The 13,526-nt window shown below is 73.5% G+C and carries 15 protein-coding genes; 5 read left to right on the top strand and 10 right to left on the bottom strand.

Going from position 1 to position 13,526, the window contains the following annotated elements:
- Positions 1-56: 56 nt before the first annotated feature.
- Positions 57-431, top strand: a complete 375-nt coding sequence (locus tag OYE22_RS09790) for a hypothetical protein (protein ID WP_277324069.1) — start codon at positions 57-59, stop codon at positions 429-431.
- A gap of 117 nt (positions 432-548) precedes the next feature.
- Here the strand turns inward: OYE22_RS09790 and OYE22_RS09785 are convergent, their stop codons facing one another.
- The 4 genes from OYE22_RS09785 to OYE22_RS09770 all read right to left on the bottom strand — a co-directional run bounded on the left by OYE22_RS09785 (position 549) and on the right by OYE22_RS09770 (position 3,104).
- Complete coding sequence (locus tag OYE22_RS09785; RefSeq protein ID WP_277320043.1) at positions 549-1,454, bottom strand: RNA polymerase sigma factor SigF; 906 nt, start codon at positions 1,452-1,454, stop codon at positions 549-551.
- Between the two features lie 16 nt (positions 1,455-1,470).
- A complete protein-coding gene (locus OYE22_RS09780; protein WP_277320042.1) occupies positions 1,471-1,884 on the bottom strand; it encodes an anti-sigma regulatory factor in 414 nt (137 codons plus the stop codon).
- Positions 1,885-2,221: 337 nt separating this feature from the next.
- Positions 2,222-2,743, bottom strand: a complete 522-nt coding sequence (locus OYE22_RS09775) for a GNAT family N-acetyltransferase (protein WP_277320041.1) — start codon at positions 2,741-2,743, stop codon at positions 2,222-2,224.
- 100 nt (positions 2,744-2,843) lie between these two features.
- On the bottom strand, positions 2,844-3,104 hold the full coding sequence (locus tag OYE22_RS09770; protein WP_277320040.1) for a UBP-type zinc finger domain-containing protein: 261 nt from the start codon (positions 3,102-3,104) through the stop codon (positions 2,844-2,846).
- Positions 3,105-3,439: 335 nt separating this feature from the next.
- Between OYE22_RS09770 and OYE22_RS09765 the strand changes: the two genes are divergently transcribed.
- The gene (locus OYE22_RS09765; protein ID WP_277320039.1) at positions 3,440-5,041 is read left to right on the top strand and encodes a Na+/H+ antiporter; all 1,602 of its coding nucleotides are present in this window, start codon (positions 3,440-3,442) and stop codon (positions 5,039-5,041) included.
- A 27-nt stretch (positions 5,042-5,068) separates the two neighbouring features.
- Here the strand turns inward: OYE22_RS09765 and OYE22_RS09760 are convergent, their stop codons facing one another.
- Entirely contained in the window at positions 5,069-6,112 is a 1,044-nt protein-coding gene (locus tag OYE22_RS09760) for a pyridoxal-phosphate dependent enzyme (RefSeq protein ID WP_277324068.1), read from the bottom strand.
- Between the two features lie 292 nt (positions 6,113-6,404).
- Positions 6,405-6,995: an N-acetylmuramoyl-L-alanine amidase gene (locus tag OYE22_RS09755; protein ID WP_277320038.1), complete on the bottom strand. Its 591-nt coding sequence runs from the start codon at positions 6,993-6,995 to the stop codon at positions 6,405-6,407.
- Between the two features lie 336 nt (positions 6,996-7,331).
- Here OYE22_RS09755 and OYE22_RS09750 point away from each other — a divergent pair, with 336 nt between their 5' ends.
- A complete protein-coding gene (locus OYE22_RS09750) occupies positions 7,332-8,243 on the top strand; it encodes a glutaminase (RefSeq protein ID WP_277320037.1) in 912 nt (303 codons plus the stop codon).
- Between the two features lie 190 nt (positions 8,244-8,433).
- On the opposite strand, the gene OYE22_RS09745 is transcribed toward OYE22_RS09750, so the two are convergent.
- From OYE22_RS09745 to OYE22_RS09735, 3 genes are all read right to left on the bottom strand, one after another.
- Positions 8,434-9,372, bottom strand: coding sequence for a beta-ketoacyl-ACP synthase III (locus tag OYE22_RS09745; RefSeq protein ID WP_277320036.1), 939 nt, complete (start codon positions 9,370-9,372; stop codon positions 8,434-8,436).
- A 267-nt stretch (positions 9,373-9,639) separates the two neighbouring features.
- Positions 9,640-9,954 (bottom strand): hypothetical protein, encoded by a 315-nt coding sequence (locus OYE22_RS09740; protein ID WP_277320035.1) that lies wholly within the window; start codon positions 9,952-9,954, stop codon positions 9,640-9,642.
- A gap of 270 nt (positions 9,955-10,224) precedes the next feature.
- A complete protein-coding gene (locus OYE22_RS09735; protein ID WP_277320034.1) occupies positions 10,225-11,475 on the bottom strand; it encodes a magnesium and cobalt transport protein CorA in 1,251 nt (416 codons plus the stop codon).
- Positions 11,476-11,857: 382 nt separating this feature from the next.
- Here OYE22_RS09735 and OYE22_RS09730 point away from each other — a divergent pair, with 382 nt between their 5' ends.
- Together OYE22_RS09730 and OYE22_RS09725 are read left to right on the top strand one after the other, a co-directional pair.
- Positions 11,858-12,226 carry a hypothetical protein gene (locus OYE22_RS09730; RefSeq protein ID WP_277320033.1) on the top strand — a complete coding sequence of 123 codons (369 nt, stop codon included), beginning with the start codon at positions 11,858-11,860 and terminating at the stop codon, positions 12,224-12,226.
- Positions 12,227-12,435: 209 nt separating this feature from the next.
- Positions 12,436-12,903: a hypothetical protein gene (locus OYE22_RS09725; protein ID WP_277320032.1), complete on the top strand. Its 468-nt coding sequence runs from the start codon at positions 12,436-12,438 to the stop codon at positions 12,901-12,903.
- A gap of 141 nt (positions 12,904-13,044) precedes the next feature.
- Here OYE22_RS09725 and OYE22_RS09720 read toward each other — a convergent pair whose 3' ends face one another.
- Positions 13,045-13,449, bottom strand: a complete 405-nt coding sequence (locus OYE22_RS09720) for a hypothetical protein (RefSeq protein WP_277320031.1) — start codon at positions 13,447-13,449, stop codon at positions 13,045-13,047.
- Between the last annotated feature and the right edge of the window lie 77 nt (positions 13,450-13,526).

Here is a 13,526-nt window from a genome sequence, read left to right as displayed (position 1 = left end):
GCGCGCGGGGGGCCTCGGACGCCCCGCAGGCGCCGTCCGGGCCGCGGCCGGCCCGGATCACCGGTGCCGCGGTCATCACCGCGGCCGAGGGCGCGCTGCTCGCCGCGTACGGGGTCTACCTGATGGTGATGGGCCTGGCCGGTGATCCGGACAGCCCGAAGCAGGCGGAGATCCTCGCGGTGGTCTTCTTCGCGCTGGCCGCGCTGCCGCTGGTGGCCGCGCGCGGGCTGTGGCTGCGCCGTCGCTGGAGTCGGGGGCCGGCGATGATCACGCAGATCATGGCGTTGCCCGTGGCCTGGACGCTGATCAACTCGGGTGGCGCGCTGATCGCGGGCGGGATCGCTATCGGTGTGGCGGCCCTCGCAGCCCTCGTGCTGCTCGTCAACCCCACGGCCACCGAGGCGCTCGGCATCGGGCCACGGGACGCGTAACGGACCCGCCCGCGCTGCAGGCCACTGCCGGACACCGCTGGCGCGGCCGTCAGCGGCGCGGGCCGCGGCTCCGGCGTCCCCGCTGGGCAGGGCCGCCGGTCGCCGGGCGGGGCGCGCCTACTCCTCCACGAGGAGCTTCTCCCGGAGCTGGGCCAGGGTGCGCGCGAGGAGTCGGGAGACGTGCATCTGGGAGATGCCGACCTCCTGGGCGATCTGCGACTGGGTCATGTTGCCGAAGAACCGCAGCAGCAGGATCTTCTTCTCGCGCGGCGGCAGGTCCTCAAGCAGCGGCTTGAGGGACTCCCGGTACTCCACGCCCTCCAGGGCCTCGTCCTCGGCTCCGAGGGTGTCGGCCACGGCGGGTGACTCGTCGTCCGTGTCGGGGACGTCGAGGGAGAGGGTGCTGTAGGCGTTGGCGGACTCCAACCCCTCCAGGACCTCCTCCTCCGAGATGCCGAGATGCTCGGCCAGCTCGTGCACGGTGGGGGCGCGGCCGTGCCGCTGGGACAGCTCCGCGGTCGCCGTGGTCAGGGCCAGCCGCAGCTCCTGGAGCCGGCGCGGAACGCGCACGGCCCAGCCCTTGTCGCGGAAGTGGCGCTTGATCTCGCCGACGACCGTGGGCGTCGCGTACGTGGAGAACTCCACGCCACGGTCGGGGTCGAACCGGTCGACCGACTTGATCAGTCCGATGGTGGCGACCTGGGTCAGGTCGTCGAGGGGCTCCCCACGGTTGCGGAAGCGGCGTGCGAGGTGCTCCACCAGGGGGAGGTGCATGCGTACGAGGCTGTTGCGGAGTTCGGCCCGCTCGGGGGAACCGTCGGGGAGCTCGCGCAGCTCTATGAACATCGCTCGTGCGCCGCTTCGGTCCTGTGGATCGTGGGTCCGCTGTGCGTGCTGGTGCTGATCCATGTGGTCCGCCCGCTCTGGTCCGTCGCCGGTCGGCTCCGGGTCCGTGGGATGCGGCCCGTCCGGCTGCTGCGGGATGGCCGGGGCGCGCACCCCCCGCGATGATGCAGTACTCACGGAGCCCCCCTTTCCGTTACGGCTGCCCGGGCCCGGCGCCGCGCTTCTTGTGCAGGCTGATGCTGACCGTCCGGTCGTCGGCGACCGTCGAGTCGACCTCGCCGGCCAGCGCGGAGAGCACCGTCCAGGCGAAGGTGTCGCGCTCGGGAGCGCGGCCGTCGGTGGTGGGCGCCGAGACGGTCACCCGTAGCGCGTCGCCGACCAATCGGAAAACACAACTGAGGACGCTGCCGGGAACCGCTTGTTGCAGGAGGATCGCGCACGCTTCGTCGACGGCGATGCGCAGGTCCTCGATCTCGTCGAGGGTGAAGTCCAAACGGGCCGCTAGGCCGGCTGTGGCCGTACGCAGCACCGACAGGTAGGCACCCTCAGCGGGCAACCGGACTTCCACGAAGTCCTGGGTCCCGGGCTCGCCTGCGATCTGGGACACCCTCACCTCCAAGGTGACACAAGCTGGTTGAGCTGATATGAACGCCGGCCGTCAGCCCTTATGGTGGAGGCGGACGATCCGGCGCGGCACACGGTTCGCCTGCGACGCTATCGCGATCTGTGGCCTCGTGTCGCCCGGACGGAGCATGGCTCGCCCAGGGTGAGTACGGGGCCGGAGGCACGCGACTGTCACTCATGGTAAGCATATGAGTACGCACAGTGGCTAGGGGTTGGCGGCCTCGAATCGAAACAGATGGCGTCGCGTTGCTCACCCCGCCCGCCGTCCGCGCTCGGTTTCACGGGCGTCGTGCCTGGTCAGCGCGGGGTGGCGGGAGAGGTCAGCCGTTCTTCTCGGCGAACGCCGCGAGTTCCCGCAGCGGGGCGCCGGTCAGTCGTCGCACCGTCCACTCGTCCATCGCCTTCGCGCCGATGGACTCGTAGAACGCGATCGACGGCGCGTTCCAGTCAAGGACCGACCATTCGCAGCGCTCATACCCGCGCTCCACGCAGATCCGCGCCAGCTCGGCCAGCAGCGCCTTGCCGTGGCCGGCGCCGCGCGCCTCCGGGCGGACGTACAGGTCCTCCAGGTAGACGCCGTGGGTGCCGGTCCAGGTGGAGAAGTTGCGGAACCACAGGGCGAAGCCGACCGGCTCGCTCGCGCCGGAGCCCGTCGCGCCGGCCGCCGGCTCGGTGGGCTGCTCGGCTATCAGCCCGAAGACCGCCGGGTGCGCGCCGAACAGCGCCTCGTGGAGCTGCTCCTCGGTGGCCTTGGCCGCGTCCGGCTCGCGCTCGTACCCCGCGAGCTCGCGGATCATCGTGTGGATCACGGGGACGTCGGCGGGCGTTGCTGGTCGGATCATGCGGCCAAAGGTAGCGGGAGCCGCTGACAGCCGGCGGGTCGGGCCAGGTCACGGGCCGGCCGGGGGTGCGTCGTGGGACCGGTCCGGGGCCGGCGAGGGCTCAGACGAGGGTCTGGTCGACGAAGCACCAGCGCCAGTCCTCGTTCGGTTCGAAGGAGCGCATGACGGGGTGGCCGGTGGCCGCGTGGTGGGCCGACGCGTGCCGGCGCGGGGAGGAATCGCAGCAGCCTACGTGGCCGCAGGTCAGGCAGAGTCGCAGGTGGACGGGGTGGGTACCGGCCGCGACGCACTCCGGGCAGGTCTCGCTCTGGGCGGCGGGCTCGGGGCGTGGCAGCTCGGCGGCGTGGGCGCATTCGCTCATGACGGCCAGATTAGGTCGCTTCGTCGGATGAGGGCGGGTGACGAGGTGCCCGGGCGGCGCGGGGCGCCGGGCGTGCGCCGGCGCCGCGAGACGCGTCGGCACACCCCCCCGACCAGCCGGCGGCCGGTGTGGCCGGGGGAGCGGCGGCGGCCCCGGGGCGGGGCGTCGTAGCCGACGGGGCGCGGTGGGGGCGTGGCTCGGGTGGCCGGAAACAGGCGGAGCGTTGGGGGCTGTTCGGGCGCGCGGGACGGGTGCGGCCGCGTGACGCGGGGGAAGCATGGGCCGTCAGAGCCGTGCGAGACGTACGGGTCGCGAGATGGGATGGGCGTGGGCCGATGGACGTCGTTCCCCTGTTGACGCTGATCGCGGGCAGCGCGGCGATCGCCGGCGCGGCGCGGCGCACCTCCGTGCCGGGGCCGCTGCTGCTGGTGGCGGCCGGCCTTGTGGCCTCGTACGTGCCCGGCGTGCCCGCGTACGTGCTCGATCCGCACGTCGTGCTGCCGCTGCTGTTGCCGCCCCTGCTGCACACGGCCGCGCTGGACAGCTCCTACCTGGACCTGCGCGCCAACGCGCGGTCGGTCGCGCTGCTCTCGGTCGGCTACGTGCTCTTCGCGACGGTCGCCGTCGGCTGGATCGCCTACCTCGTGGTGCCGGACCTGCCGCTGACCTCGGCGCTGGTGCTCGGCGCGGTGATCGCGCCGCCGGACGCGGTGGCCGCGACCGCCATCGCGCGCAAGGCCGGGCTGCCCTCCCGGATCACGACCATCCTGCAGGGTGAGTCGCTGGTCAATGACGCGACCGCGATCACGGCGTACAAGGTCGCGCTGGCCGCCGCGGTCGGCACGGGCGCCACGTGGGGTTCGGGCCTGCGGGAGTTCCTGGTCGCCGCGGTGGGCGGGGTCGGCGTCGGGGTGGTGCTGATGGTGCCGCTGCACTGGCTGCGCACCCGGCTCACCGAGCCGCTGTTGCAGAACACGCTCTCGCTGCTCATCCCGTTCGTGGCGTACGCGGTCGCCGAGCAGGTCGAGGCGTCGGGGGTGCTGGCCGTGGTGGTCGTGGCGCTGCACCTGGGGCACCAGCTCTGGCAGGTGGACTTCGCGACCAGGCTGCAGGAGCGCGCGGTGTGGGCGGTGGTCTCCTTCGTCCTGGAGTCGACGGTCTTCGCGCTGATCGGGCTGCAGCTACCGGTCGTGCTGCGGGGGCTCGACGGGTACGGGACCGGCGAGCTGCTCTGGTACGCCCTGGCGGTGTTCCTGGCCGTGGTGGTGGTGCGCTACCTCTGGGTCTTCCCGGCCACCTTCGTGCCCCGCCTGCTCTCGGCGCGGATCAGACGCCGGGAGCCCGACGTGAACTGGACCGCGCCGACCATCGTGGGCTGGGCCGGGATGCGCGGCGTCGTGTCGCTGGCCATCGCGTTCTCCATCCCCACCGCCGCGCACGGCGGGGACCACTTCCCGGCCCGCGACCTCGTGCTGCTGCTCACCTTCAGCACGGTGATCGCCACCCTGGTCGTGCAGGGGCTGACGCTCCCGGCGCTGATTCGCGCGCTGCGGCTGCCCGGGCGCGACGTACAGGCCGAGACGCTGGCCGAGGCACAGGCGCAGAGCGCGGCGTCCCAGGCGGCCGAGGAGCGGCTGGCGCGGTTGCTGGCCGACGAGCGCAACCAGTTGCCGCAGCCGTTGGCCGACCGGCTGCGCACGGTCGTGGAGCGGCGCCGCAACGCCGTCTGGGAGCGGCTCGGCACGGTGAGCGAGGTGACGGGCGAGTCGGCGGACGAGACCTACCGGCGGCTCTCGCGCGAGGTCATCGAGACGGAGCGGAAGGTGTTCGTGCGGCTGCGGGACGAGCGGCGCATCGACGACGAGATGCTACGGACGCTGCTGCGCCGGCTGGACCTGGAGGAGGCGGCCGCCTACCGCGAGGGGGAGGGCGAGTAGCGCCGCCCGGGGCACGGGAAACGTCGGTCACGGTGCGGGGGCCGGGCCCGTGATGACCGCGGTGACGGTGCTGCCGCCGGCGATGGCGCCCGTTTCGACCAGGGAGGTCAGGCCGTAGAGCAGCTTGGCGACGTAGACCCGGTCCAGGACCAGGCCGTGCCGGTCGGCGAAGTCCGCGGCGAAGGTGTCGAGTTCGGGTGTCGTACGCGCGTACCCGCCGCAGTGGAACCGGCCGTCCAGCTCCCAGTCGCCGACCCGGGCGCCGAACGCCTCGGTCTGGAGCGCGAGGACCTCCGCCGCCAGGAAGTCGCCCCTGAGCACGGGGAACCCGATGGCCCGCGGGCGTGGCCCGGAGCCGGCGGCCCGTGCGTTGGCCCGTTCGGTAGCGGGCTCGGGGGTCTGCTCGGCGGTCCACTGGGCAGGTTGCCCGACGGCCTGGTTGATCGGGGGATCGACCGTGAGGCCGGACGTGGGATCGATCGAGGGATGGTCGGTGAGTCCGGCCGCGAGGCCGGCCAGGGTGCCGCCGGTGCCGCAGGCGACGCCGACGACGTGCGGACCGTCGGCCGGGTCGAGGGCCGCGCGCAGCTCGCGACCGAGCGTTCGGCAGCCGGTGGCGGCCAGGGCGTTGCTGCCACCCTCGGGTATGACGTAGCAGTCGCCGAACCGCGCGCGCAGGGCCTCGCGCACCTCGGGCTCGGCCTTGCGCCGGTACGCGGACCGGGTGAGGAAGTGCAGGCGCATGCCGTCGACGACGCACCGTGCGAGGACCGGGTTGAGCGGCCGGTCGGCCAGCTCGTCGCCGCGTACGACGCCGATGGTGGCCAGGCCCAGGAGGCGGCCGGCGGCGGCCGTGGCGCGCAGGTGGTTGGAGTAGGCGCCGCCGAACGTCAGCAGGGGGCGCGGGCCCGTCGCGGCGGCGGCGCGCAGGTTGAGCTCCAGCTTGCGCCACTTGTTGCCGGGAAGGTCCGGGTGGATCAGGTCGTCCCGCTTGAGCAGCAGGCGCACGCCGCGGCGGGCGAACCGCGCGTCGGCCACCGCCTGGAGCGGCGACGGCAGCGCGGGCCGCAGCGCGTCGAGCCGCGCGCCGGCGCGGTCGTCAGCGGCGTTCGCGGAGCGTGGGTCGCGGTCGCGGGGCTGGGCCTGATCGGGGTGCGGGGGCGGCTGAGGCGGGCCGGGGGTGCTGCTCACCGTTCCATTGTCGGGCCGGTTCGGTTCGGCCCGGTCCGGTCCTGCTCGCCGCCAGGCGTCCAGGTCGGCTCGCTGTCGCGCGTCCGGCCGGTCCGGGGCGGGCGGGGCGCCGGGGGGTCCGGGTGGGGCACAGCGCCGGAGTGGTGGGGGTGGCGGTGCTGTGCCCGGCGCGCTACTTCAGTCGCTCCCCGACGCGCTGTCGCATGTCGTCCATGGTGAAGCCCTTGGGGTCCACCTTGCCGGGCTGCCATTCGAGGTGGCCGATGACCGAGCGCTCGGTCCACCCGTGCTGGCGGCACACGGCCGCGGCGGCGCGCTCTATGGCCTCCAGTTGCGCCGCCGGCCAGGGGTCCTCGCCGTCGCCCAGGTTCTCGCACTCGAAGCCGTAGAAGTGGCGGTTGCCGTCGGTGTTGCTCTCGTTGTCGGGCGGGAGGCGCTTCTCGGCGATCACGGCTCGCAGGACGTCGTCGTCGCCGCTCCCCGCGTGGTTGGCGCGGCCGTAGCCGACCAGGTGCACCGTGCCGTCCTTGGTGATCACGCCGTGGCACAGCGGGCCCGGCAGGCTCGGATGGCCGTCGCGGCACAGGTTGACCGTCTCCTCGGCCCCCGAGGTGACGGTGTGGTGGATCATGACGCCGTGCACCGGGCCCCAGGGGCCCTTGTGGTCGCGGTTGTGGTGCTCCCAGTCGCCGACTTCCTTGATTCGTAGGCCCTCGTCGCGCAGCGCGTTGATGAAGTCCCGCGCGGACATGGGTGGGGACATGGCCGCCTCCGTTCGGTGCGCGGCGGTCGCCGATCGCGAACCGCCTCTATGACCTGCTTGTACCGGAACGTTCGGCATCGGACTAGCCGTTCGGAAGCAGTGCGAACCGTTCTGGCCGCTCGGTCCGGTACGAGGCGGGCTCCGGCCCAGGTGGGCGGGGTGCTGTCCGTTGGCGGATGGGCGGATCGGGGGGCGCGTACGGCAGGGGCGTACGCCGGTGTGGTCGGTGGTGCCACGCAGTGCATGATGGCGCCGACGTCCCTCGGCGAGCCCGTCCGGGACGCGCTCGCACCGCGAGCACGGACACGACAGTACGCACGACAGCACGGGGGGCACGTGGACTACCAGGGAGCGTTGGAAGTGGTGGCCGCCGCGGTCCGGTCGCAGGTGGGCCAGGGACAGGTGGCGCAGTACATACCGGCCCTCGCCGCGGTCGACCCCGGGCAGTTCGGCATGGCGGTCGCCGACATGAACGGCGAGGTCTACGGGGTGGGGGACTGGCGGGAACCGTTCTCCGTCCAGTCCATCTCCAAGACCTTCAGCCTGGCGCTGGTCCTGGCGCGGGACGGCGAGGCGATCTGGCAGCGGGTGGGCCGAGAGCCGTCCGGCAACGCGTTCAACTCGCTGGTGCAGCTCGAATACGAGAACGGCGTGCCGCGCAACCCGTTCATCAACGCCGGGGCGCTGGTCGTCACCGATCGGTTGCAGAGCCTCACCGACGACGCGAGCACCACGCTGTTGGACTTCCTGCGGGCCGAGAGCGACAACCCGGACCTGGCCTTCGACCCGGCCGTCGCGCTCTCCGAGACCGAGCACGGCGACCGCAACGCCGCCCTGGCGCACTTCATGGCCAGCTACGGCAACCTGGAAAACCCCGTGCCCACCGTCCTGCAGCACTACTTCTGGCAGTGCTCGATCCGGATGAGCTGCCGCGACCTCGCGCTGGCCGGCGGCTTCCTGGCCCGCCACGGGCTGCGCGCCGACGGCAGCCGACTGCTGTCGCGGCGCGAGGCCAAGCAGGTCAACGCGGTCATGCTGACCTGCGGCACCTACGACGCGGCGGGCAACTTCGCCTACCGGGTCGGGCTGCCGGGCAAGAGCGGCGTCGGGGGCGGCATCATCGCGGTCATCCCCGGGCGGTGCACGCTGTGCGTGTGGTGCCCCGGCCTGGACGCGCGCGGCAACTCGGTCGCCGGGGTCGCCGCGCTCGACCACTTCACCACGCTCACGGGCTGGTCGGTGTTCTGAGCCCGCGCGCCCGCGCGCAGCGGGTGTTCAGCCCCTGCCTCGGGGCGCCGAACCCGCACCCCGGGCGTCCCGAGTGCGGGGCCCGCCCCCCGGATGTCGCCGCGGGCCCGCGGCGGCCGGCGACCCGGTCCGGACCCGGTCCCGGCGGGAACGGGTCGGCCAGGTCAGTCCCGGCGGCCGGGGCCCGGCGTCAAGGGCAGGCGATGACCTGCCCGGCGTACGAGAGGTTGCCGCCGAAGCCGAACAGCAGGGTCGGCGCGCCCGGCGGGATCTCGCGGCGCTCGACCAGCTTGGACAGGGCCAGCGGGATGCTGGCCGCCGACGTGTTGCCGGAGTCCACGACGTCGCGGGCGACCACGGCGTTGACGGCGCCGAGCTTGCGCGCCACCGGCTCGATGATCCGCAGGTTCGCCTGGTGGAGCACCACGGCCCCGAGATCCTCGGGCTCGATGCCGGCCCGCTGACAGGCGGCCCTGGCCAGCGGCGGCAGTTGCGTGGTGGCCCAGCGGTAGACGCTCTGGCCCTCCTGGGAGAACCGGGTGGGGCTGCCCTCGATCCGCACGGCGTCGCCCATCCCCGGCATCGAGCCCCACAGCACCGGGCCGATGCCCGGTTCCTCGGAGGCCACGACCACGGCGGCGCCCGCCCCGTCCCCGACGAGCACGCACGTCGAGCGGTCGGTCCAGTCGGCGACCGACGTGAACGCCTCAGCCCCGATGACCAGGGCCTTCGTCGCGGACCCGGCGCGCAGCGCGTGATCGGCGGTGGCCAGGGCGTGGGTGAAGCCGGCGCACACGACGTTGATGTCCATCAGGGCCGGCGAGCCGAGCCCGAGCCGGGCGGCGACCCGGGCGGCCGTGTTGGGGCTGCGACCTTCCGCCGTGCAGGTGGCGACCAGCACCAGATCGATCTCGGCGGGCGCGAGGCCGCTGCTTGCCAGCGCCTTGGCCGCCGCCTCCGCCGCCATCATGTCGACGCTCTCGTCGGGGCCGATGATGTGGCGGGTACGGATGCCGACCCTGCTGCGAATCCACTCGTCGCTGGTGTCCACCATCCTCGCCAGGTCGTCGTTGGTGAGCACCCTGGTGGGCTGGTAATGGCCGAGGGCCAGCACGCGTGAGCCGGACATGCGGACGCGCCCCTTTCTCCGAGCTGGCGGCGGGACGCAGGGGGACGTCGATGGCGTCGTCCCACCGTTGCAGTGCCTACCAGTCTGCGGGCCGCTCGCCAGGGCGTGGGTGTGCGATCCGCCAATGTTCAGGGGCGAGATCTGGAGTCTTCGGCAGTCATGAATGGTGGTGCGTGCCCTTTGGATGTGGTGCCACGTTCGGTCGGATGTCTCTCGACCGTCGGCGAGTCGTACCTCTGGGCCTGGCGTGGCGGGGGTGACGACCGACTACGGCGCGCTCGCGGCCCGCGAGGAAACGGCGCCGGCGGGCACGCCGGACGGGGCCGCCCGGCGGGGCGCCCCGCGGTGCACGCCCGCGTGCGCGCCGCCGTCCGACGCGGTGGGCGCGTCGCCGGTGTGGCCGGTGTGATCGGTGTGGCCACCGGTTCGCCCGTCGATACGGCCGTCGGTCGGCAGGTCACGGCCCGGCCCCGCGGGCGGGGCCGCGGTGGCGGTGAGGGCGATGGTGCCGGAGAGCCCGGCCAGCGCCGCCAGGGTGACGGCGGCGGGGCCGAGCCGCCCGATGCGGCGGTGTAAGGCCATCGGTGGATCTCTCGTCTCGCGTGGGGCGCGGCTGGGGCGGGGTGGCACTGCGGGCGCGCCGAGCGGCGCGCGGCCGGCGGCACGCGCCGTACGGGCCGTCGCGGCACGGCGTTCCTCGTACGCATGTTCAGGGCCGTCGGTGGACGCGGGGTGGCGCGGGCGTGGCCGGAGGTGAACGGTCTGGGGCCCGGCGGGGCCGGCGACCAGGCCCGGGGACCAGGCTCGGCGGCTGAGACCGGTGGTTGAGACCGGTGGCCGGGGGCGCGCGGGTCAGAGCCAGCCGCTGCGGCGGAAGGCGCGGTGCAGCAGGACGCAGAGGGCGACGAGCGAGGCCAGCACGACCGGGTAGCCGTAGCTCCAGCCGAGTTCCGGCATGTGGTCGAAGTTCATGCCGTACAGGCCGCAGACCATGGTGGGTACGGCGATGATCGCCACCCAGGCGCTGATCCGGCGCAGGTCCTCGTTCTGCGCGACGGTCACCTGCGCGAGCCCGGCCTGCAGGATCGAGTTCAGCAGGTCGTCGAACGAGGTGACCTGCTCCGCCACGCGCGTCAGCCGGTCGGCCACGTGCCGCAGGTACGCCCGTACGTCCTCGTCGACGAGCCGGGACGGCTGGGTGGCCAGGGCGTGCAGCGGGCGTTCCAACGGGGCCACGGCGCGCTTGAGCTCCAGGAGTTCGCGCTTGAGCTGGTAGATCCGCTCCACCTCGTCGGTGCGGCCGGCGCGGCCGGTGCGGCCGATGTGCCCGGCCTGGGCGAGGTGCTCGGCGCGGTCGGACGGCCCGGAGCGGTCCGCGCGGTCTGCGCCGCCGAACCGGCGCGGCGTGCGGCCCTGCGGCGTCGGCGCGAACACCTCGCTCTCCACGGCGTCGATGTCGTCCTGCACGGAGTCCGTGACGGCGAGGTAGTCGTCCACCACGTGGTCGGCGATCGCGTACAGCACGGCGGCCGGCCCGTGGGCCAGGAGTTCGGCCCGCGCCTCCAACTCCTCGCGCACCGGGCCGAGCGAGCCGTGTCCGCCGTGCCGGATGGTGATGACGAAGTCGGGCCCGACGAAGGCCATGATCTCGCCGGTCTCCACGATCTCGCTGCTCGCCGTGGACCGGTCGTTCCCCACGTACCGCACCGTCTTGAACACGGCGAACAGCGTGTCCGCCGCGTACCGTTCCACCTTCGGGCGCTGGTGTGCCTGGAGGGCGTTGGCCACGGCCAGCGGGTGCAGCCCGAACAACTCGGCGACGTCCGCGAACTCCTCGTACGCGGGCTCGTGCAGCCCGATCCAGACGAACCCCGGCGGCCGACGCCGCCCGCCGGTGCCCTGCGCGGGCACCGCGGGCCGGTCCTCGCGAACCCGCCGGATGGCGTCGGCGGCGGGGAGGTCGCCCTGCTGGCGCTGGCCGTCGTGGTAGACCGCGCAGTTGACCACGGCGCTGCCCAGCGGCGAGCGCGCCGGATGACTGAGGTCGACGCCGCGCGGGCGCCGCCGCCCGATGCGGACCGCAGTCCGAAGGGTGCGGATCATCGACACGGCGGCTCCTGCGAGGTGAGGGAGCGCTCAGTATGCCGGGTGCGGGTTGCCACGGGGCGGCGCGGCGGCGCCCGTTCCGGGCGGAGCCCCGCCACGCCCCCGGCGACGCGGCGGCCGGCGACGCGGCGACCGGCGCCCGGCCGGCGCCCGCCGGGCGCGCGCCGCGCGACCTCCCGGTGGCCACGAGATGGCCGGCGGGCGGCCGCCTGCCGCGCGCCGGTCCGCTCCCCGGGACGAATCGGGCGGAGCCCAACAGGCTGCTCTCGCCCCCTTGTCGAAGCGGCCGAGCATCGGAAAGATCACCCCGAAGAGCGGCGACGCACGCCGACGCCGTCGCCCGCCACCGCATCGTCGGTTTCCCGGAGAGGGCCCCGCCATGAGCGAGCTATCAGCGGCTGACGGCAACAGCGTCCACCTGCCCGCCCCCGAGGTGGACGACGTGGTCGACGGAGCCCTCGCGGCGACGGACGCGCCGTACGGGGCGACGGTCAGGGTCGCGCCGTACGCGGGCATGGCCAAGGGTGACGTCATCACGGTCACCTTCGGCGACCTCTACACGGACGTCTCGCCCGTCTCCACCTCCTGGGTCGGCCGCGAGATGGCCTTCGTCGTCCCCACCGAGGTGCTCGCGGCGGCGAAGACGGCGGTGGCCGTCGCCTACTCGGTGGAGCGCAGCGGCGGCGGGTCGCTCGGGTCCGAGACGACGACGATCACGGTGGTGCCGCGGCGGGTGGAGGGGGACTGACGGGGGAGGGCTCGTGTTCCGCCGGCTTCGGGGGCGGACTGTCTTCTCGTTACGGGCGCGCGGCGCGGTCAGGGGTGGCCTCGGCCGGGTGACCACGTCGGCCAGCGGCATGGTCTTCTGGACGGCCCGCACCTCGCTCGCTGTGTGGCACGGCGCCCGCCGTCGCGGCCGACGACCGCGCCGGCGGAGTACCGGCCGAAGGGAACGTCGTGATCTTCCTCGTGCCGGTGGTGCTGCTCGCGGCGGTCGCCGCGGTCGTCTTCCTCGTACTCCAGTGCCTTCGCGCCGCTCTGCCGGGCGGCGGGCGCTGGACCGGGTGGCGGCGCGCCGCTGCCGCCGCCGCCTTCGCCTGTGCCGCGACGGCCACGGCCGCCTACGCGCTGGGAGCCTTGAACCTCATGATGACCGTCTCGGCGGCGCAGGACGGCGGGGCGGACTCCGCCCCGTTCCCCTATGACCACCCGTGCCGGGCCCAGTTGTCGGGGGCGGTGGACTACGAGGTTCAGTTCCACACCCTGCGCACGGTGTGCGTCCTGGCCGACGGAGAGCGCAGGGCGGTGCGTGACGTACCGCAGGCGGTGCGGATGGCGGCGGCGACCTCGGGGGTCTGCGCCGGCGCGCTGGCGGGAGCGGTGTGGGTGACGGGGCGCACGCGCGCGTCGGTGCCCGGTCACTGAACGACCGCACCCGGCCCACCCCCCGTCACTACTGACAGCGGGCGGACCGGGTGCGAGGAAGAGCCGTGGGCGGGCGCCGGGTGGGGGCTCGCCGAAAAGAGGCCCGAGAGAAGCCGGTGGACAACTCGGGCTTCGATGCTCTCAGCATTGGGGGCTGGCCGGTGACTTGCGGGGCTGTACGAAGGACCACGGGCGAACACAGGTGTAACCAGGAGGGAGGTCGCAGTCCCTCAGCTCCCTGTACCTCGCGTTGGCCTCCCCGCTGGCGCGCTGACCGGCGGGGAGTCTGCGGAGGAACGGGTCGCGGTCAGGGTCGAGGAAGGCCTGACGCGGCTCGTCCGTGGCTTCACGATCAGAGAACGACTCGGAGTCGCCAATGTCCTCGGCGTCGTACCTCTCGTGGAGACGGGTGACCACCGCCAGGCCCACGGTCAGAGTCACGCCGAGGGCGATGCGGATTTTCGGCTTGTGCTTTCCGTACCAGTTCTTCGTCTTCTCGACGAAGGAGGTGGGCTCGCAGTCTTCGGGGAGAGGGGAGTCGGTCACCTGCACAGATCTACTCGACTCGTTCCCCACCTGTCAGGCAATCATCTGACATCGGCTGATCAAGTGCAGTAGCGCTC

It is taken from the genome of Streptomyces sp. 71268 (assembly GCF_029392895.1).
Lineage (GTDB): Bacteria > Actinomycetota > Actinomycetes > Streptomycetales > Streptomycetaceae > Streptomyces.
This window is presented reverse-complemented; position numbering and strand designations above follow the sequence as displayed.